Origin of the sequence: Pseudomonas sp. BNK-45 (genome assembly GCF_047456255.1) — a bacterium.
Taxonomy (GTDB): domain Bacteria; phylum Pseudomonadota; class Gammaproteobacteria; order Pseudomonadales; family Pseudomonadaceae; genus Aquipseudomonas.
Genome location: NZ_CP179909.1, coordinates 6,219,416 through 6,237,154, shown reverse-complemented (window position 1 = coordinate 6,237,154; position 17,739 = coordinate 6,219,416). Strand labels below are relative to the sequence as shown.

General features: G+C 60.8%; 21 protein-coding genes. 11 read left to right on the top strand and 10 right to left on the bottom strand.

Going from position 1 to position 17,739, the window contains the following annotated elements; translation table 11 throughout:
- Positions 1-8 precede the first annotated feature (8 nt).
- The 5 genes from ACMGG8_RS28330 (at position 9) to recX (ending at position 3,640) form a co-directional block, all read left to right on the top strand.
- On the top strand, positions 9-851 hold the full coding sequence (locus tag ACMGG8_RS28330) for a putidacin L1 family lectin-like bacteriocin (RefSeq protein ID WP_060837808.1): 843 nt from the start codon (positions 9-11) through the stop codon (positions 849-851).
- Between the two features lie 177 nt (positions 852-1,028).
- On the top strand, positions 1,029-1,361 hold the full coding sequence (locus tag ACMGG8_RS28325; RefSeq protein WP_020372545.1) for a hypothetical protein: 333 nt from the start codon (positions 1,029-1,031) through the stop codon (positions 1,359-1,361).
- A 166-nt stretch (positions 1,362-1,527) separates the two neighbouring features.
- Positions 1,528-2,028, top strand: coding sequence for a CinA family protein (locus ACMGG8_RS28320; RefSeq protein WP_060842639.1), 501 nt, complete (start codon positions 1,528-1,530; stop codon positions 2,026-2,028).
- 83 nt (positions 2,029-2,111) lie between these two features.
- Positions 2,112-3,164 (top strand): recombinase RecA, encoded by a 1,053-nt coding sequence (recA, locus tag ACMGG8_RS28315; protein WP_011059579.1) that lies wholly within the window; start codon positions 2,112-2,114, stop codon positions 3,162-3,164.
- Between the two features lie 8 nt (positions 3,165-3,172).
- Positions 3,173-3,640 carry a recombination regulator RecX gene (recX, locus tag ACMGG8_RS28310; RefSeq protein ID WP_060837811.1) on the top strand — a complete coding sequence of 156 codons (468 nt, stop codon included), beginning with the start codon at positions 3,173-3,175 and terminating at the stop codon, positions 3,638-3,640.
- Between the two features lie 39 nt (positions 3,641-3,679).
- Here the strand turns inward: recX and ACMGG8_RS28305 are convergent, their stop codons facing one another.
- Positions 3,680-4,798, bottom strand: coding sequence for a TIGR00730 family Rossman fold protein (locus ACMGG8_RS28305; RefSeq protein ID WP_060837812.1), 1,119 nt, complete (start codon positions 4,796-4,798; stop codon positions 3,680-3,682).
- A 440-nt stretch (positions 4,799-5,238) separates the two neighbouring features.
- Here ACMGG8_RS28305 and ACMGG8_RS28300 point away from each other — a divergent pair, with 440 nt between their 5' ends.
- Positions 5,239-5,433, top strand: coding sequence for a hypothetical protein (locus ACMGG8_RS28300; RefSeq protein WP_060837813.1), 195 nt, complete (start codon positions 5,239-5,241; stop codon positions 5,431-5,433).
- Here the strand turns inward: ACMGG8_RS28300 and ACMGG8_RS28295 are convergent, their stop codons facing one another.
- On the bottom strand, positions 5,434-5,859 hold the full coding sequence (locus ACMGG8_RS28295) for a quorum-sensing-regulated virulence factor family protein (protein WP_060837814.1): 426 nt from the start codon (positions 5,857-5,859) through the stop codon (positions 5,434-5,436).
- A 191-nt stretch (positions 5,860-6,050) separates the two neighbouring features.
- Here ACMGG8_RS28295 and ACMGG8_RS28290 point away from each other — a divergent pair, with 191 nt between their 5' ends.
- The gene (locus ACMGG8_RS28290; RefSeq protein ID WP_060837815.1) at positions 6,051-6,761 is read left to right on the top strand and encodes a tRNA-uridine aminocarboxypropyltransferase; all 711 of its coding nucleotides are present in this window, start codon (positions 6,051-6,053) and stop codon (positions 6,759-6,761) included.
- Here ACMGG8_RS28290 and ACMGG8_RS28285 read toward each other — a convergent pair.
- The gene (locus ACMGG8_RS28285) at positions 6,745-7,653 is read right to left on the bottom strand and encodes a DMT family transporter (protein WP_414158819.1); all 909 of its coding nucleotides are present in this window, start codon (positions 7,651-7,653) and stop codon (positions 6,745-6,747) included. The two genes, ACMGG8_RS28290 and ACMGG8_RS28285, sit on opposite strands and share 17 nt — an antisense overlap.
- Positions 7,654-7,891: 238 nt before the next feature.
- Between ACMGG8_RS28285 and erdR the strand changes: the two genes are divergently transcribed.
- Both erdR and ACMGG8_RS28275 read left to right on the top strand, forming a co-directional pair.
- Positions 7,892-8,542 carry a response regulator transcription factor ErdR gene (gene erdR, locus ACMGG8_RS28280; protein ID WP_060837817.1) on the top strand — a complete coding sequence of 217 codons (651 nt, stop codon included), beginning with the start codon at positions 7,892-7,894 and terminating at the stop codon, positions 8,540-8,542.
- Positions 8,543-8,611: 69 nt separating this feature from the next.
- Positions 8,612-8,980 carry a diacylglycerol kinase gene (locus ACMGG8_RS28275; protein WP_173655929.1) on the top strand — a complete coding sequence of 123 codons (369 nt, stop codon included), beginning with the start codon at positions 8,612-8,614 and terminating at the stop codon, positions 8,978-8,980.
- Here the strand turns inward: ACMGG8_RS28275 and ACMGG8_RS28270 are convergent.
- Positions 8,977-9,903: a LysR family transcriptional regulator gene (locus ACMGG8_RS28270; RefSeq protein ID WP_060842641.1), complete on the bottom strand. Its 927-nt coding sequence runs from the start codon at positions 9,901-9,903 to the stop codon at positions 8,977-8,979. The genes ACMGG8_RS28275 and ACMGG8_RS28270 overlap by 4 nt on opposite strands.
- 119 nt (positions 9,904-10,022) lie before the next feature.
- Here ACMGG8_RS28270 and fpr point away from each other — a divergent pair, with 119 nt between their 5' ends.
- Positions 10,023-10,802, top strand: coding sequence for a ferredoxin-NADP reductase (gene fpr / locus ACMGG8_RS28265; protein WP_016966062.1), 780 nt, complete (start codon positions 10,023-10,025; stop codon positions 10,800-10,802).
- A gap of 122 nt (positions 10,803-10,924) precedes the next feature.
- Here the strand turns inward: fpr and tsaA are convergent, their stop codons facing one another.
- The 5 genes from tsaA to rimO all read right to left on the bottom strand — a co-directional run bounded on the left by tsaA (position 10,925) and on the right by rimO (position 14,926).
- Positions 10,925-11,620, bottom strand: coding sequence for a tRNA (N6-threonylcarbamoyladenosine(37)-N6)-methyltransferase TrmO (gene tsaA / locus ACMGG8_RS28260; protein WP_108544532.1), 696 nt, complete (start codon positions 11,618-11,620; stop codon positions 10,925-10,927).
- A 76-nt stretch (positions 11,621-11,696) separates the two neighbouring features.
- On the bottom strand, positions 11,697-12,158 hold the full coding sequence (locus ACMGG8_RS28255; RefSeq protein ID WP_016966060.1) for a DUF1456 family protein: 462 nt from the start codon (positions 12,156-12,158) through the stop codon (positions 11,697-11,699).
- Positions 12,159-12,224: 66 nt separating this feature from the next.
- A complete protein-coding gene (locus tag ACMGG8_RS28250) occupies positions 12,225-12,935 on the bottom strand; it encodes an rRNA pseudouridine synthase (RefSeq protein WP_129405452.1) in 711 nt (236 codons plus the stop codon).
- Between the two features lie 82 nt (positions 12,936-13,017).
- A complete protein-coding gene (locus tag ACMGG8_RS28245) occupies positions 13,018-13,491 on the bottom strand; it encodes a GNAT family N-acetyltransferase (protein WP_414158818.1) in 474 nt (157 codons plus the stop codon).
- Between the two features lie 97 nt (positions 13,492-13,588).
- Positions 13,589-14,926, bottom strand: coding sequence for a 30S ribosomal protein S12 methylthiotransferase RimO (gene rimO / locus ACMGG8_RS28240; RefSeq protein ID WP_047284184.1), 1,338 nt, complete (start codon positions 14,924-14,926; stop codon positions 13,589-13,591).
- Between the two features lie 380 nt (positions 14,927-15,306).
- Here rimO and ACMGG8_RS28235 point away from each other — a divergent pair, with 380 nt between their 5' ends.
- On the top strand, positions 15,307-17,148 hold the full coding sequence (locus ACMGG8_RS28235) for a potassium transporter Kup (protein WP_375136254.1): 1,842 nt from the start codon (positions 15,307-15,309) through the stop codon (positions 17,146-17,148).
- Positions 17,149-17,303: 155 nt separating this feature from the next.
- On the opposite strand, the gene ACMGG8_RS28230 is transcribed toward ACMGG8_RS28235, so the two are convergent.
- Positions 17,304-17,579, bottom strand: coding sequence for a DUF3077 domain-containing protein (locus ACMGG8_RS28230; RefSeq protein ID WP_016964747.1), 276 nt, complete (start codon positions 17,577-17,579; stop codon positions 17,304-17,306).
- Positions 17,580-17,739: the final 160 nt, after the last annotated feature.

Genomic DNA, 17,739 nt, shown 5'->3' with positions numbered 1-17,739 from the left:
GTATCAACATGGCTTGGATTCGCTACGACTTCACCGACAACGGTTCTTCGGTGCTGCCGGCTCGCTATTACATGGCGCCGAACCAGTATCTGCAGTCCCCCAACAAACGCTTCAAGTTGCTCTTTCAGCCTGATGGCAACCTTGCGCTTTATGACGGCGCCCAGTTGGCGTGGGTCGCCGACCAGAACACGCCCTTTACCAATGTGAGCAAGGGCAACAAGAAAGACCCGATGATGGTCTTTATGAATTACGGCTTCGTTCTGGATGACCCGTTGCGCGGCCGTATCTGGTCGACGACACCGAGCGATCCCACCATGGGCTCTCGCGAGGATGCGTCCTTGCGTGCGTTCACCCAGGTTCAGGATGACGGGAACATCGTGACCATCGACACCATCCCTCACTGGTATGCGCCCAACGGTCGCGTGTTCACTCCGGCAGTCGGGGCGGCCATGATCATCGGTGGCCCTGCGGAGTTGGTACCGGGCCAGTTCTACCGTGCCGGTGATCATTCCCTGGTCTTCCAGGGCGATGGCAACCTGGTGGTCTACGGTCCGAACTGGAGCGTTGTCTGGGCGACGTACACCCAGAACAGGGGCGGTGCGCGATGCGTCATGCAGGCAGACGGTAACCTGGTGATCTACGCAGCGAACAATGCCGTCGTTTGGCAAAGTGGTACTGCTGGCCATCCGGGCGCAACCATTCGCCTGCAGGCCAACGGCAGCTTGAGCATCGTGACCGAGCGGCCGATCTGGGCCCGTTTCGGGTACACCCCGACCATCAAGCCGCCGCGTGTCTTTTACCCGGATCACAAGTGGCAAACCGCTAGCTACACCTGGGACAACGTGTTCTAAAAGGCCGCAAGAAGCCCCGCGATCGTGCGGGGCCTTTGCCTGGCGTCTTCAAGATATCGGTGGGTGTGCTGTTGCAGCTCGTCCATCGAGAAGCCCAAGAGCTTCGACCCCATCGCCTTTGAGCGACATGAAAACGGCACTTTCCGTGACCGCCCCTTCCATTCAAAGGTGAAAAATATGAACGCAGTAACCATGGGCAAGCACTTCATTACCGTATTCCCAAAAGGCATTGTGGAGATCGTTTCGGCGGCCCAAAACACGGGGGGGCTGATCATCCAGACGGGGTTGATCAAGACCTCGACCGGTGTGGTCGATCTGTATGTGGGACCGACCGGGTCTTCCATCTCCAATGCGGCCATCATCTTCTCGGGCAACGGCTCCAGCATTTCCGGCAGTGACTCCGAGATTGTCATGCCGTACCCGATCCGTATTCCCGCAGGCCAGGCATTGTGGGCCTATGCATCCACTCCGGGTGGTGCAATCGCGTTGACTTGGGACTTGCTGGCCTGAGTTGTGTGTCGAGCTTCGCGAGCTTGCGCGAGCGCTTTCCTGTTCTTTGGGGCTTCGTTGTCTGAAGCCGTGTTCCAGAGCCGTTGGTTTTCCTGACGGCTTGTCACTTGCAAGCCGTCTTTGCTGGTGTACGGTAAGCACACGCCAGCCCCATCAGGAGAGGATTGTGAAAGAAATTACCCAGCTTGCCGCTGAACTTGGCCGGCGTCTGCAGGTTCTGAATGCCCATGTCACCACCGCGGAGTCCTGCACCGGCGGCGGTATTGCCGAGGCGATCACGCGGATTCCGGGCAGTTCGGCCTGGTTCGAGGCCGGTTATGTCACTTATTCCAATCGCCAGAAGACTTTGCAACTGAATGTACCGGCCGGGTTGTTCAACTCGGTCGGTGCGGTCAGTCGTGAGGTGGTAGAGGCCATGGTTCGCGGAGCGCAGGCCAAGAGCCATGCACATTTTGCCGTGGCGGTCAGTGGCATCGCCGGGCCGGATGGCGGTTCCGCGCAGAAGCCGGTGGGTACCGTGTGGCTGGCCTGGGGCGCGGGAGAGACGCTGACTGCCGAGTGCCGGCACTTCCCCGGGAATCGCGATGAGGTTCGCCGACAAACGGTGAAGGCCGCGCTAGAGGGGCTGCTGCAACACGCCGCAGCAGAAATCGCAAATCAGGGGTAGGCGATCCTTGAGCGCTGTGGAATAATACTGGCTACTTATACAGGTGTTGGCCGTCAGGCCTTATTGATTACGTGAGGACTTTAATGGACGACAACAAGAAGAAAGCCTTGGCTGCGGCCCTGGGTCAGATCGAACGTCAATTCGGCAAGGGTGCCGTAATGCGTATGGGCGATCATGACCGTCAGGCGATCCCGGCCATTTCCACCGGCTCTCTGGGTCTGGACATCGCTCTGGGCATTGGCGGTCTGCCAAAAGGCCGTATCGTTGAAATCTACGGTCCTGAATCGTCCGGTAAGACCACCCTGACCCTGTCGGTCATCGCTCAGGCGCAGAAAGCCGGTGCCACTTGTGCCTTCGTCGATGCCGAGCACGCGCTGGACCCGGAATACGCCGGCAAGCTGGGGGTCAATGTCGACGATCTGCTGGTTTCTCAGCCGGATACCGGCGAGCAGGCCCTGGAAATCACCGACATGTTGGTGCGTTCCAACGCGGTTGACGTGATCATCGTCGACTCCGTGGCGGCTCTGGTGCCCAAGGCTGAAATCGAAGGCGAAATGGGCGACATGCACGTGGGCCTGCAAGCCCGCCTGATGTCCCAGGCGCTGCGTAAAATCACCGGTAACATCAAGAACGCCAACTGCCTGGTGATCTTCATTAACCAGATCCGCATGAAGATCGGCGTGATGTTCGGCAGTCCGGAAACCACCACCGGTGGTAACGCCCTGAAGTTCTACGCTTCGGTTCGTCTGGACATCCGTCGTACCGGCGCGGTGAAGGAAGGCGACGAGGTGGTCGGTAGCGAAACCCGAGTCAAGATCGTCAAGAACAAGGTGGCTCCGCCGTTCCGTCAGGCCGAGTTCCAGATTCTTTACGGCAAGGGTATCTACCTCAACGGCGAGATCATCGATCTTGGCGTGCTGCACGGTTTCCTGGAAAAATCCGGTGCCTGGTACAGCTACCAGGGCAACAAGATCGGTCAGGGCAAGGCCAACTCGGCCAAGTTCCTGCAGGACAACCCGGAAATCGGCAACGCGCTGGAGAAGCAGATTCGCGAGAAGCTGCTGACAGCCTCGCCAGACGTCAAAGCCAATCCGGTCAAAGAGACCGAAGACGATATGGCCGACGCTGATATCTGATTGATCCAATGACCGCCGTACTCGATACCCTCGTCGCGGTGCGGCGAACTGCAATGGACCTGCTCGCGCGACGCGAGCACGGTCGAGTCGAGCTGACGCGTAAACTGCGTCAGCGCGGCGCCCCTCCTGAAATGATCGAAGCTGCCCTTGACCGTTTGACGGAAGAGGGCTTGCTGTCCGAATCCCGTTATCTCGAAAGCTTTGTTTCCTACCGTGCCCGTTCAGGTTATGGGCCAATGCGTATTCGCGAAGAACTCAGTCAGCGCGGCTTGCAGCGAAGTGACATCGATCTTGCCCTGCGTGAGTGCGGTATCGACTGGCAAGAGCAGTTGCGAGACGTCTGGCAGCGCAAGTTTGCCGGGCACTTTCCTGCGGATGCCCGGGAGCGGGCCAAGCAAGGGCGCTTTCTGAGTTATCGCGGCTATTCCATGGACATGATCGGCCGCCTGTTGAGCGGCCGAGGGCTGGATGACTGAGGCTGTACCCGCTGCGTGATGCCGCGGGCGAGAGGCGGATCAGTTGGCGTCGCTGGTTTCTCTCACGCTTTGGTGGGCCTTGGGGGGCTGTCTGGCCCAGTTCTGCGGCAGGTTGATGAAGTCGATCAGTTCCCGCAGGCGGCCATTGTCGCGAGCGTTGAAAGTGAACGACAGCCGTGTCAAATGGCTGAATTGCGCTTCATCGTGTTCCTCTCCACGGTAGGCATGTTGCTGAAACCGACCACTGAGACACAGGTCGGAGAACTCCGTCTGCATCTGTGCCAGCGCCTGTTCGGTGAGATTGTGGTGCATGCGAATGACGAACTCTTGCTTCAGCCAGCGGCTGGAGTGGAAGTTGGCGTAGAACTGCTGGATTTCCTTGACGGCGTCTTCGGTGCTATGCACCAGACGCACCAGTTTCAGGTCGCTGGGCAGGATGTAGCGATTGGCTTCCAGCTGGTTGCGGATGAAGTCCAGGGCGCCCTGCCAGAATTGCCCGCCAGGTACGTCCAGTAGCACCACCGGTACCAGGGGGCTTTTGCCGGTCTGGATCAGGGTCAGGACTTCCAGTGCTTCATCCAGGGTGCCGAATCCACCGGGGCAGAGCACCAGAGCATCCGCTTCCTTGACGAAGAACAGCTTGCGAGTGAAGAAAAAGTGGAATGACAGCAGGTTCTCCGTACCGCCGACAGTCGGGTTGGCATGTTGTTCGAAGGGCAGGGTGATGTTGAATCCCAGGCTGTGCTCCAGGCCTGCGCCGTCATGGGCTGCGGCCATGATGCCGCCTCCGGCACCGGTGATGACCATCAGGTCCGAGCGCGCCAGGGCAGCGCCCAGCTCCTTGGCCATGGCATACAGCGGGTGCTCGCTGGGGGTTCGCGCCGAGCCGAATACCGTCACTTTGCGCCGACCCTTGAACTGTTCCAGGACTCTGAAGGCATGTTCCAGTTCACGCAGGGCTTGCAGGGTGATCTTGGCGTTCCAGCGATTGAGGTCGTCCTCGGCCATGCGCAGGACAGTGAGAACCATGTCGCGATAAAGAGGGATATTCGGGCTGTTGGGGGCAATCTGGTTGAGTTGCGCTTCGACCTGGCTCGTGAGGTCGGCGCCCTTGCTCTGAAAATGACGGGTTAACAGGTCATTCGATTGGTAAGGCATTCAGCTTCTCCTTCTGCACAGAACCTTGTGCACGCTCGAGGTATTCGAATGTGCCACGACACAGCCTGTGTCGCTGCCTGCTCGGCCCAGCGTGCGAGCAATGCTCCTGCGCCGATTGCTGCTGACCGTCGCTGGGCGGCAATCGAGGTATCCACAGAGGTCCTGCTTTCCTTTATTGAGAAAACAATTGCACTGCAAGGCGCATCAGGGCGGCCTCCTGAACCGTCCTCAAAGCATTAATGGAAACCTTCGGACATGACTTGATCATGTGCCCAGAAAGTCTTGGCGGCAATCGCTTCTTGATGAACTTATTGGCTTGTGCACCATTGGTCGGGCGCGGCGGCAGGGGGCTGTACCCCTGATTTACTAAGTTACAGCGCTGGGCCCGGGAAGGGGCCGCGGGCGTTCATTCGTGAAAGCGAAGGGCAAGGAGGCAAGGGATGACCACTGTTGTGCTGGAAATCGATCCGCAGTTGTACCAGCTGTTGCAAGCCGCTGCGGCGGCCCATGATTTGAGCCTTGAGGAAGAGTGCCGGCGGCGCCTGGCGGGCGAGGAGCCGCACTCGCGTTACCTGCAGGCCCTGGTGGCGGAGTTGCGCGCCGAGGATCTGCAGCGACGCGCGGCCCGCTCTTGATTACTTCTTCTTGGGAGTGTTCTGGGAGGGGCAGTCCGATTCCTGGAAGCGTGCCGAGGCGACCGGGCGATTGGTACGGTTCTCGGTAAATTCGTAGCGCATGATTGCGCCTTTGGCCATCAGCTTGCGGTAGTTGGGGTTGCGGCAGACGCTGGCACCCAGTTGCAGGTAGACCGCCTTGGGATTGGCGCGCATCTGGGCGGCGTGAGCGGACTGGACGCTGAGGTGGTTGATCAGCTCTTTGCCTTCAACGGTATAACCCTGATCGAGGATGTTTTCGTTGATTTCCCGGGGAGTGCCGACGTTGCTTTCCGCAGCGACCTTCTCCAGCATTTTGCTCAGTTCGAACTCTTGCAAAGACGCAGCCTGGACTCCCAGAGGCAAGGCCAGCAGAAGGGCGACGGTAGGGATGGTAAAGCGCAACATGAAACTCTCCTGGTGCAATGACTGAAGCTTCGACCAGTCACTCGACTGTGCGTTCAGTGGCGACGAATTATAGGGGGAGAGCCAGGAAGGCGGTACAGGTTTGAACAGATAGCTCTGATAAACTTGTCCGACTTTTTCCCGCCTCGAGTTTTTGACGTGTTGATTCCTGCCCTTTGCCGGTGTGGCCTGCGATGAGCCACGCGGTATCCCGCCTACGTGATTTGCGTATGGCTCGTGTGGTCAAACCCTTTTTCGCCCGGGGCTCGCGAGCCGAGCGTTGCCCGCGCTGCCGCGTGATTCCCAGTCATTGTCTGTGTGCCTGGCGGCCAAAGGTCAGCGCCGAATCGGCCATGTGCCTGGTGATGCACGATGTGGAGCCGCTCAAGCCGAGCAATACCGGGTGGTTGATCGCCGATGTGATTGCCGACACCTGGGCGTTTCACTGGTCCCGCACCGAGGTCGATCCACAATTGCTGGCCTTGCTGGCGGATCCGCAGTGGCAGCCTTATATCGTGTTCCCCGGCGAGTTCGTGGCCCCCGAGCGGGTGGTCAGTGAGGTCCGGCGGCAAGAAGGCAAGCGCCCGTTGTTCATTCTGTTGGATGCCACCTGGAGCGAAGCCCGCAAGATGTTTCGCAAGAGCCCGTATCTTGAGCACTTGCCGGTCCTGAGCCTGTCGTCCGAGAAGCTGTCGCGCTACAAACTGCGCCGCTCCAAGCGCGACGACCATTTCTGTACCGCCGAGGTTGCCGCGTTATGCCTGGAGCTGGCGGGGGACGAGCAGGTCAGCCAGGTCCTGGATGCCTACCTTGATGTGTTCAGCACCCATTACCTGTCGGCGAAGTTCCAGAAGGCCATCGATCCCCAGGATGAAGTGCACTCCCGGCTCAAGCCCTTTGTGTAGTGGTGGCGTTTGCCTGGTTTTTTTGCGGCCATAGCTGGGCAACCAGCATGCCGCCGAGCATCAGGGCGCAGCCGAAATAGCCGCGCATCTGCAGCGACTCATCCAGTAGCCAGGCCCCGGCGACGGCGGCGAACACGGCTTCGAGGGAGAGGATGATCGCGGCGTGGGAGGCAATTGCGTCCTTTTGAGCGATCACCTGCAAGGTGTAACCGACGCCGACCGCAATCACCCCGCCATAAAGAATGGCTGGCCCGGCACCGACGATCGCGCTCCAGCGAATCGGCTCCAGGCACAGCGCCAGGATCAGGCTCACCACCGAGCAGGTGGCAAATTGCAGGAAGGCCAGGCGAATCGGGTCATGGCGGCTGGCGAATACGCCCACCAGAATCACGTGCCCACCCCAGACAAAGGCGCCGATCAGTTGCAGCCAGTCGCCGGAGGCCACCTGAAAGCCGTCGCCGACGCTCAGCAGGAACATCCCCACCACGGCCAGCACCGCGCCGATCCAGGTACCCAGGCCGGTCTTGTGGCCAATCAGCAATCCCAGCAGCGGCACTACAATGACGTAAAGCCCGGTGATGAACCCGGCATTGGTGACACTGGTAAACAACAGCCCGACCTGTTGCAGATTGATCCCCAGAGCAAGGGCCAGCCCCATCAGCACGCCGCCCAGCAACAGGCCGCGATTGAGCAGCGGTGCGGCAGGGCGATCGGCCGCCGCCCTGCGCAGGACCAGCGGTAGCAGGCAGAGTGAACCCAGAGCGAAGCGCAGTCCGGAATAAAGGAAGGGCCCGATATGATCCATGCCGGAGGTTTGGGCAACAAACGCCGATCCCCAGATCACGGCGGTGATCAGCATCAGGACATCGGCACGCAAGGCTTGGCTTCGCATGATGGCACTCTTATTAGTTAGCCGGCTAAGATGCCGCAAAGCTTCACGCTTGACCACCCCGGCTGCGCTGGGCATGCTTGGCGCCGATTAGGGCGCCAGCGCTGTTTGAACCACCGTTTTGCTCAGGCTTTTCGCGGTGTTCGTGCTCTTTGGGTGTCGCACTCTGGCGAGCACTCGTGTTGCCTGGATAAGGGCTGAATGCATCAGTCCTGCCATGAAAAACAGGATCATTTGAAAAATGGCCACATACGAAATCCTGATTGCCGATGACCACCCGCTGTTTCGCAGTGCGCTGCATCAAGCCGTCACCCTGGGCCTGGGGCCTGATGTGCGTCTGGTGGAAGTGGCGAGCATCGCTGAACTGGAAACCCGCCTGACCGAAAAAGCCGACTGGGACCTGGTCCTGCTGGACCTGAACATGCCCGGCGCCTACGGCTTTTCCGGTCTGGTGCTGTTGCGCGGGCAATACCCGCAGATTCCAGTGGTGATGGTGTCGGCCCAGGAAGAAGCCTCCGTCATGGTCCGTTCCCGAGAGTTCGGGGCCAGCGGTTTCATTCCCAAGTCCAGCTCCCTGGAAGTCATTCAACAAGCGGTGCGCAGTGTGCTGGACGGTGATGTCTGGTGGCCGCCCCAGGCGTTTGAAGAAGTCAGTGTTTCGGCGGAAGCCAAGGCCGCCAGCGAAGGCCTGGCCAGCCTGACGCCCCAGCAGTTCCGGGTCTTGACCATGGTTTGTGAAGGTTTGCTGAACAAGCAGATCGCGTATGAACTGAGTGTGTCGGAAGCGACGATCAAGGCCCACGTGACGGCGATCTTCCGCAAGCTTGGGGTTCGCACACGCACCCAGGCGGCCTTGCTTCTGCAACAACTTGAGTCAATTTCCAGCCATTAACCGGCTGCTGGTTCACGCTTTTTTGACTTTGGTTGAACTAGCTTCCCCACTTCTTTTTCTTCAGTTGCCCTGCCTATGTCGCCTTTCAAAGGTCAAACCGGTCTTAAACGCATCCTTAACGCCGCCGGCTATTCGTTCGATGGCTTGCGCGCCGCCTTCACCGGCGAGGCAGCCTTTCGTCAACTGGTGCTGCTCAATGTGATCCTGATTCCCTTGAGCTTTTTGCTCCATGTCAGCCGGGTCGAGCGCGCGCTGCTGATTGCCGTGTGCCTGCTGGCGCTGATCGTCGAGCTGCTCAACTCGGCGGTGGAGGCGGCCATCGATCGCATTTCCCTGGATCGCCACCCGTTGTCGAAAAACGCCAAGGACATGGGCAGTGCCGCGCAGTTTGTTGCCCTGAGCATGATCACTATCGTCTGGGCGGTGATCCTGATCTAAGGAATGCTCGGCAGGACGATCTCGTCGCTGCGCTGCACCCCGGCGGTGAACGAACGGCACAGTTCGAGAAATTCGCGCATCGCCGAGGTCTGGTACTTCTGTTTGTGCCAGATGAAATAGAACTGCCGGGCCAAATCCAGCCCCGGCGTTTCCACCGGCACCAGGCTGCCCCGGCGAAAGGCGTCCCGCAGCGCCAGGCGGGAGATGCAGCCAATACCCAATCCCGACTCCACTGCGCGCTTGATGGCTTCGGTATGTTCCAGTTCCAGGCGAATGTTCAGTGCGCTGCGATGATGACGCATGGCCTGGTCGAAGGTCAGGCGCGTGCCGGAACCCTGTTCGCGAAGAATCCAGGCTTCGTGGGTCAACTCCTCCATGCTGGCGTGGCCGCGCTTGGCCAGCGGATGCTGGGGCGCGCAGAACACCACCAGCTCATCCTCGACCCAGGTCTGCACCTCGATATCCGGGTGGCTGCAGTCGCCTTCGATTAGACCCAGATCAATTTCGTAGTGAGCCACCTGTTGCACGATATGCGCAGTGTTCTGCACATGGAGCTTCACCTGGCTTTCCGGGTGTACCTGCATGAAGCTGCCGATCAGCAGGGTCGCCAGGTAGTTGCCGATGGTCAGGGTCGCACCCACCGACAGCGAGCCGAAGCCGGACTTGCCGTTGAGCAGGTCCTCGATTTCCTTGGCCTGATCGAGCAGGGCCACCGCCTGGGGCAACAACTGCTTGCCCAGGGCATTGAGACTCAAGCGCTTGCCGGCACGGTCGAACAGCTGGCAGCTGGATTGGCGCTCGAGTTCGGTGATCGAGGTGCTCGCCGCGGATTGCGACAGGGCCAGGAGCCCGGCAGCGCGAGAAACGCTCTCTTGCTGGGCGACGGCGACGAAGACTTGCAGTTGACGGAGAGTAAATCGCATATCGATATAACCGATAACCCTTATCTTAATAATCCAGTTAACAGATATTGTCGCCGCCATTAGAATGCTGTGCAATTGCGCTCATGGTCAGCGCAGGCAATTTCTAGGAGCCCCCGTACATGAGCAACATGAACCACGAGCGTGTCCTCAGTGTTCATCACTGGAATGACACTCTGTTCAGCTTCAAGTGCACCCGCGACCCGGGTCTGCGCTTCGAGAACGGTCAGTTCGTGATGATCGGCCTGCAACAGCCCAATGGCCGTCCGCTTATGCGTGCTTACTCCATTGCCAGCCCGAACTGGGAAGAGCATCTCGAATTCTTCAGCATCAAGGTTCCGGACGGTCCGCTGACTTCCCAGCTGCAGCATCTGAAGGAAGGCGACGAGATCATCATCAGCAAGAAGCCAACCGGTACCCTGGTACTGGATGACTTGAAGCCGGGCAAGCACCTGTACCTGCTCAGCACCGGCACCGGTCTGGCGCCGTTCATGAGCGTGATCCAGGATCCGGAAACCTATGAGCGTTTCGAAAAAGTGATCCTGTGCCACGGCGTACGTTACGTCAACGAAGTCGCCTACCGCGAGTTCATCACCGAGCACCTGCCGCAGAACGAGTTCTTCGGCGAAGCGCTGCGTGAAAAGTTGATCTACTACCCCACCGTGACCCGCGAGCCGTTCGAGAACGAAGGCCGTCTCACCGACCTGATGCGCAGCGGCAAGCTGTTCCGCGACATCGGTCTGCCACCGATCAACCCGCAGGACGACCGCGCCATGCTGTGCGGCAGCCCGAGCATGCTGGAAGAAACCAGCGAAGTGCTCAACAGCTTCGGCCTGACCGTTTCGCCGCGCATGCGCGAACCGGGTGACTACCTGATCGAACGCGCCTTCGTCGAAAAGTAGGAGCGAGCTTGCTCGCGAAGATCGCCCAAGCAGCGCATTCGTGCTGATTGGGCACGATCTCCCGAACGCAAAAAAGCCCGCGTTGCCTGACCAGGCAACGCGGGCTTTTTCGTTTCCGGGGTTCAGCCCGCCGGGACCACTTCCAGCACCCGGATCAGCCCCGGCTCGGGGTAATGCCAGCGCACATCCAGGTCCCAGAACTGCGCACCGTATTCCCGCTCGGCAGTGGGCACCTGATAGGCCGGGCGCGGATCCTGGGCCAGGCACTGCTCGATCAACTCCACCAGGGGCTCCTGAAGGCGCTGAGCGTGGATCTGAGCCTGTTGCAGGGCATTATCCTGCCACTGCACCGGAATAATCTGCGGCGCGGCGCTGGCGATGTCATTGCTCGCCGTGGCAATGATGTCGGCGTAAGGCACGTAGGGCTTGATATCGAGGATCGGCGTGCCGTCCAGCAGGTCGATGCCGGAGATCCACAGGCGGTTGGCCTCGACCTTGTCCAGCTTGACCACCGACTGGCCGATGCCGTTGGGTCTGTGGGTGGCACGGGTAGCGAAGACCCCCATGGACTTGTTGCCCCCCAGGCGCGGCGGGCGGACCTTGAGCCGTGGCTTGTCCTCCAGGGCCTGGTGAAACAGGAACAGCAGCCAGACGTGGCTGACCTGCTCCAGTCCTTGCACCGCGTCGCCCTGATCGAAGGGCGCCACCAGCTCCAATACGCCGCGAGCGGCCGGGGCCAGTTGCGGTTGGCGCGGGATGGCGAACTTCTCCTTGAAGCAGGAGCGCACGAAGCCGATGGGCGAAACGCTGTAGGTCATTTGGCAAGCCTCAAGCCTTGCGCTACAAGCCGCCAGCTACAAGCCTTGAACTTGCAGCTTGAAGCTTGCAGCTGTCTTACGCTCTAACACGCAGGGTCAGGCCCTTGAGGAAGTTGCGCAGCAGCTGGTCGCCGCAGGGGCGGTAGTTGGTGTGGCCAAACTTGCGAAACAGCGCGCTCAGCTCCGGCTTGGACACCGGGAAGTCGGCGGCCTTGAGCACGGCGTGCATGTCTTCTTCCTTGAGCTCGAAGGCTACCCGCAGCTTCTTCAGGATGATGTTGTTGGTCACCGGCAGCTCGATCGGCAGCGGCGGACGGCTTTCGTCCTTGCCGCGCTTGAAGATCACCAGGCCGTCGAGGAAGTGCGCCATGACTTCGTCAGGGCAGTGCACGAAGCCTTCTTCCTCATCCTTCTTCAGGTAGCTGACGATGTCGTTGAGGCTGACCTTGAAGCCGGTCAGCTTGATGATGTCCACGACCTTCTTGTCGCTGATGTCGAGCATGTAGCGCACGCTGCGCAGTACATCGTTATGAATCATGGTTACAGTCCTGATCAATGCGCGTGGAGCGCCGCGCCAGGGCACGGCGTCTGAATGGGGGCGGCTTTAGAACTTCTCTTTGGCCGACAGGTAGCGCCACTGGCCCAGCGGCACCTTGCCGATGGACACGCCGCCGACACGGATGCGGCGAATGGCGACGACCTTGAGGCCGACGGCTTGGCAAAACTGCGCGATCACACCCGGCTGCGGATTCTTCATGGCGAAGCGCAGGCGGTTTTCGTTCTGCCAGCTGGCCTTGACCGGCGGCAGCTCGCGGCCCTTGTAGGTCAGGCCGTGGTTCAGGCGGTTGAGGCCGTGATCGATCATCTCGCCTTCGACCTCGACCACGTATTCCTGCTCGATCTTGGCCGCGTCCGCGGTCAGCTTGCGCAGCACCTTCCAGTCCTGGGTGAACACCAGCAGGCCGCTGGCATTGGGTTGCAGGTCGTCACCGGCGCTCAGGCGCAGGAAATGCCCACGCAGCGGACGTTTGCCGTAGCGGTGCTCCTGGGACAGGCTGTCGGCGCTGATGGACTGCATGGCGCTGTCCAGGTCCTGGCCGGCGGGCACGTTGAGCAGGATGGTCACCGGCTCCGGTGCGGTGGCCTTGGCTTCGGGGTCGAGCACGACGGTTTGCGCGCCGACCTTGAACTGCGGCTCGTCGATGACTTCGCCGTCTACGGTGACCCAGCCGCCCTCGATGAACAGCTCAGCCTCCCGGCGGGAGCAGCCGACCAGTTCGATGAGGCGTTTGGAGAGACGAATCGGGTCAGTCATGTCAGGGGCCGTAACAAAAGAGGGCAGCTATTGTACCTGCCTGGCGCTGGTTAATCGCGGGTCCATTTGCCGGCTGTGGCTTTTAGCCGCGCAGGGCTTGCAGCTGTGGCTGCTTCAGGCGCATGTGCAGCAGTGGGTAGGGCTGGCCCAGGCCGTCCTGTTCCGAGCGGCCGACCACTTCGAAACCCTGCTTGAAGTAGAAACCCAAGGCCTGGGGATTCTGCTCGTTGACGTCCAGCTGATAGGCGTTCAAGTGCTCCACCGCGTAGTGCAGCAGTTGCCGGCCTAGGCCCTGGCCGCGATGGGCCGCGTCGATGAACAGCATCTCGATCTTGCCCGCCGCCACCCCGGCAAACCCGGTGATGCGCTGGCGTGGGTCGCGGGTACAGATCAGCATCACCGCATCCAGGTAGCGGGTCAGCACCAGGTTGCGCAGCAGCGCTATGTAGCTGTCCGGGAGAAAGTCGTGGGTGGCGCGCACCGAGTCTTCCCAGACGCGGACCAGTTCCGGGTAGTCGCTGACTTTCGGTGTGTGGATGACCGAGTGGTGGCGCATGCCGCTTGTCCCTGAGGTGATTGGCAAGGGCTAACGATAGACCGAAAAAAGCCCCGCATCTCGTGGTGAGAGCGGGGCTTGGCAGTTTTTTTACGCCTTACAGGGTTTCGGCCCAGAGGTCGTATTCGTCGGCGTCGGTGACCCGGCACCAGACCTTGTCACCCGGCTTCAGATCGCCGGCGCCATCGATGAACACGTTGCCGTCGATCTCCGGTGCATCGAAGAAGCAGCGGCCCACCGCGCCATTCTCATCAACTTCGTCGATCAGCACTTCGATCTCCTTGCCGATGCGCTGTTGCAGGCGTGCCGAGCTGATTTCCTGCTGGTGCGCCATGAAGCGTTCCCAGCGGTCCTGCTTGACCTCGTCCGGGACCACTTCCAGGTCCAGGTCGTTGGCCGGAGCGCCTTCCACCGGCGAGTACTGGAAGCAGCCGACGCGGTCCAGCTGGGCTTCGGTCAGCCAGTTGAGCAGGTACTGGAAGTCTTCTTCGGTTTCGCCGGGGAAGCCGACGATGAAGGTCGAGCGGATGATCAGCTCCGGGCAGATCTCGCGCCAGGCCTTGATCCGCGCCAGGGTCTTGTCTTCGAAGGCCGGACGCTTCATGGCCTTGAGCACTTTCGGGCTGGCGTGCTGGAACGGGATGTCCAGGTACGGCAGGATCTTGCCGGCGGCCATCAGCGGAATCAGCTCGTCCACGTGCGGGTAGGGGTACACGTAGTGCAGGCGCACCCACACACCCAGGGTACTCAGGGCCTCGCACAGTTCGGTCATGCGGGTCTTCACCGGCGCGCCGTTCCAGAAGCCGGTGCGGTACTTGACGTCGACGCCATAGGCGCTGGTGTCCTGGGAGATCACCAGCAGTTCCTTGACCCCGGACTTGACCAGGCGCTGGGCCTCGTCGAGCACATCGCCCACCGGGCGGCTGACCAGCTTGCCGCGCATCGACGGGATGATGCAGAAGCTGCAGCTGTGGTTGCAGCCTTCAGAAATCTTCAGGTAGGCGTAGTGCCGTGGCGTCAGCTTGATGCCTTGCGGCGGCACCAGGTCGATCAGCGGGTTGTGGTCCTGTTTCGGCGGCACCACTTCGTGCACGGCGTTGACCACCTGCTCGTACTGTTGCGGGCCGGTCACCGCCAGCACGCTTGGGTGCACGTCACGGATATTGCCTTCTTCGACGCCCATGCAGCCGGTGACGATGACCTTGCCGTTTTCCTTGATGGCTTCGCCGATCACTTCCAGGGATTCGGCCTTGGCAGAGTCGATGAAACCGCAGGTGTTGACCACCACGACATCGGCGTCCTGATAGGTGGACACCACGTCATAGCCTTCCATGCGCAGTTGAGTGAGGATGCGCTCGGAGTCGACCAGAGCTTTTGGGCAACCCAGGGATACGAAGCCGACTTTCGGGTTGGCCGGCGCGGAGGGGGTGGACATGTCTAACCTCGGTATTGGGTGTCGAGCCACTTGGGGGGCAAGTGCGACAGTTGGGCGCTGGCTGCGCCTCTGATCAAAAAGTGCGCAATTCTAGCGATGGTCGAGGCGCTTGACCAGCTTTATGCAGGGGAAATACGACGAGCGCTGGACTATGCTTCTTCGCGTTATGCCCGGTGGTTTTCATGCGGCTTTAGTTAAGTACCCAGTGGTAATAAAAACCTGCAAGTTACATGGGAAACTGCACAAGTTTAGAGAATAGCCCTTGTATAACCTTGCGCTTTCTATATAAGAAGCCCCGGTCTTGGTAGTAGGAGTCATTGATGGGTCAGGCAAGTGGTCAGGCGGTGAGTGGCGAGCACTCCGGGGCTAAGCCTCTGGGGATGCTGGTGGCAGCGGTCGGGGTGGTGTATGGCGATATCGGCACCAGCCCGCTCTATACCCTCAAAGAGGTGTTTTCCGGCAGTTATGGCGTCCAGGTCAACCACGATGGGGTGTTTGGCATCCTGGCGCTGATTTTCTGGTCGTTGGTCTGGGTCGTTTCGATCAAATACGTGCTGTTCATCCTGCGGGCCGACAACCAGGGCGAGGGCGGCATCATGGCCCTGACGGCACTGGCCCGGCGGGCGGCCGGCTCCTACCCACGTCTGCGTTCGGTGCTGGTGATCCTCGGCTTGATCGGCGCCGCCTTGTTCTATGGCGACAGCATGATCACCCCGGCGATCTCGGTATTGTCGGCGGTGGAAGGGCTGGAGCTGGCGTTCAGCGGCCTGGAGCACTGGGTGGTGCCCATGGCCTTGGTGGTGCTGGTGGGGCTGTTTCTGATCCAGAAACACGGCACCGATCGCATCGGCAAGCTGTTCGGCCCGGTGATGGTGGCCTGGTTCCTGGTGCTGGGAGGCTTGGGGGTCAACGGCATTCTCCAGCACCCGGAAGTGCTGCAGGCGCTCAACCCGGTGTGGGGCGTGCGCTTCTTCATCGTCCATCCCGGCATGGGCGTGGCCATTCTTGGCGCCGTGGTGCTGGCGCTGACCGGCGCCGAGGCCCTGTACGCCGACATGGGCCACTTCGGCCGCAAGCCCATTGCCCGTGCCTGGTTCGCCCTGGTGCTGCCGGCCCTGGTGCTGAACTACTTCGGCCAGGGCGCGTTGCTGCTGGAGAACCCCGACGCCGCGCGCAACCCGTTCTACCTGCTGGCGCCGGGCTGGGCCTTGATCCCGCTGGTGGTGCTGGCGACCCTGGCCACGGTGATCGCCTCCCAGGCGGTGATTTCCGGCGCCTTCTCCCTGACCCGTCAGGCGATCCAACTGGGCTACATCCCGCGCATGTACATCCAGCACACCTCCAGTGCCGAGCAGGGGCAGATCTACATCGGCGCGGTGAACTGGTCGCTGATGGTGGGCGTGATCCTGCTGGTACTGGGCTTCGAGTCCTCCGGCGCCCTGGCCTCGGCCTACGGCGTGGCGGTGACCGGGACCATGCTGATCACCAGCATTCTGGTGTCCGCGGTGATGCTGCTGCTGTGGAAATGGCCACCGGTGCTGACCGTGCCGATCCTGGTGGGTTTCTTGCTGGTGGACGGGCTGTTCTTCGCCGCCAACGTGCCGAAGATCGTCCAGGGCGGTGCCTTCCCGGTGCTGGCGGGGATCGTGCTGTTCGTCCTCATGACCACCTGGAAGCGCGGCAAGGAACTGCTGGTGGATCGCCTGGACGAAGGCGGCCTGCCGCTGCCAATCTTCATCGGCAGCATCCGCGTGCAGCCGCCGCATCGGGTCCAGGGCACCGCGGTGTTCCTCACCGCGCGCCCGGACGCCGTGCCCCACGCACTGTTGCACAACCTGCTGCACAACCAGGTGTTGCATGAGCAAGTGGTGCTGTTGACCGTGGTCTATGAAGACATTCCCCGGGTGCCCGCCCAGCGGCGTTTCGAGGTGGATGCCTACGGCGAAGGCTTCTTCCGGGTGATCCTGCATTTTGGGTTCACCGACGAGCCGGACGTGCCTGAAGCCCTGAAGCTGTGCCACCTGGATGAACTGGACTTCAGCCCGATGCGCACCACCTACTTCCTCAGCCGCGAGACGGTGATCGCCTCCAAGCTCGAAGGCATGGCCCGCTGGCGCGAAGCGCTGTTCGCCTTCATGTTGAAGAACGCCAACGGCAACCTGCGCTTCTTCAAGCTGCCGGTGAACCGGGTGATCGAACTGGGCACCCAGGTCGAGATATAAACCCGGGCCCATAAAAGCCCCCGTTGCCTTGCGGCAGCGGGGGCTTTTTCGTTTCACGGCCCTGTAGGAGCGAGCTTGCTCGCGATAACGGACTGACCATCGACATCGATGCTGGTGGTTGGACGGTTTCTCCCGGAGCCCGCTGGCCGCAAGATTTACGCGGCGAGCGCCTGCACCACATCGTCCACCACCGCCTTGCCCATGGCGGTCAGGTAGTGCGCGGCCCAGGCGTGACGATCGCTGTCCTGGCTGTAGGCGGCGTCCTCGGCAAAGGCCTTGGCCAGGGACAGCAGGTCGGAGGCTTGGGCCAGGGCGTCGCCGATGGGGAGGCCGGGGCTGACCTGGAACAGCGGGCGTTCCGAGCAGTAAAGGAAAGTGCTTAAGCCGATAGTTTTCAGATCTGACAGTTGAGGCGGGTTCGCATTGTTCATGGTCCAACTCCTGAATTTGAGGAGCTACCACGTTCGTTTCCAAGCGAATGGGTGGCAGCTGTACGCAGGTTGGAAAACCGGGAATCCAGGAAACCGGCAGACCCGAAGGTCTCCCACGCACAGCCGCCATAACAGATGGATTGCAGGTGCTAAATTCGCC

Bases quoted from the DNA above. Each gene is read 5' to 3' on its own strand.
- ACMGG8_RS28330 (WP_060837808.1), top strand. From the start codon at position 9: ATGGCTTGGATTCGCTACGACTTCACCGACAACGGTTCTTCGGTGCTG.
- ACMGG8_RS28325 (WP_020372545.1), top strand. From the start codon at position 1,029: ATGAACGCAGTAACCATGGGCAAGCACTTCATTACCGTATTCCCAAAA.
- recA (WP_011059579.1), top strand. From the start codon at position 2,112: ATGGACGACAACAAGAAGAAAGCCTTGGCTGCGGCCCTGGGTCAGATC.
- recX (WP_060837811.1), top strand. From the start codon at position 3,173: ATGACCGCCGTACTCGATACCCTCGTCGCGGTGCGGCGAACTGCAATG.
- ACMGG8_RS28305 (WP_060837812.1), bottom strand. From the start codon at position 4,798: ATGCCTTACCAATCGAATGACCTGTTAACCCGTCATTTTCAGAGCAAG.
- ACMGG8_RS28300 (WP_060837813.1), top strand. From the start codon at position 5,239: ATGACCACTGTTGTGCTGGAAATCGATCCGCAGTTGTACCAGCTGTTG.
- ACMGG8_RS28295 (WP_060837814.1), bottom strand. From the start codon at position 5,859: ATGTTGCGCTTTACCATCCCTACCGTCGCCCTTCTGCTGGCCTTGCCT.
- ACMGG8_RS28290 (WP_060837815.1), top strand. From the start codon at position 6,051: ATGAGCCACGCGGTATCCCGCCTACGTGATTTGCGTATGGCTCGTGTG.
- ACMGG8_RS28285 (WP_414158819.1), bottom strand. From the start codon at position 7,653: ATGCGAAGCCAAGCCTTGCGTGCCGATGTCCTGATGCTGATCACCGCC.
- erdR (WP_060837817.1), top strand. From the start codon at position 7,892: ATGGCCACATACGAAATCCTGATTGCCGATGACCACCCGCTGTTTCGC.
- ACMGG8_RS28270 (WP_060842641.1), bottom strand. From the start codon at position 9,903: ATGCGATTTACTCTCCGTCAACTGCAAGTCTTCGTCGCCGTCGCCCAG.
- fpr (WP_016966062.1), top strand. From the start codon at position 10,023: ATGAGCAACATGAACCACGAGCGTGTCCTCAGTGTTCATCACTGGAAT.
- tsaA (WP_108544532.1), bottom strand. From the start codon at position 11,620: ATGACCTACAGCGTTTCGCCCATCGGCTTCGTGCGCTCCTGCTTCAAG.
- ACMGG8_RS28255 (WP_016966060.1), bottom strand. From the start codon at position 12,158: ATGATTCATAACGATGTACTGCGCAGCGTGCGCTACATGCTCGACATC.
- ACMGG8_RS28250 (WP_129405452.1), bottom strand. From the start codon at position 12,935: ATGACTGACCCGATTCGTCTCTCCAAACGCCTCATCGAACTGGTCGGC.
- ACMGG8_RS28245 (WP_414158818.1), bottom strand. From the start codon at position 13,491: ATGCGCCACCACTCGGTCATCCACACACCGAAAGTCAGCGACTACCCG.
- rimO (WP_047284184.1), bottom strand. From the start codon at position 14,926: ATGTCCACCCCCTCCGCGCCGGCCAACCCGAAAGTCGGCTTCGTATCC.
- ACMGG8_RS28235 (WP_375136254.1), top strand. From the start codon at position 15,307: ATGCTGGTGGCAGCGGTCGGGGTGGTGTATGGCGATATCGGCACCAGC.
- ACMGG8_RS28230 (WP_016964747.1), bottom strand. From the start codon at position 17,579: ATGAACAATGCGAACCCGCCTCAACTGTCAGATCTGAAAACTATCGGC.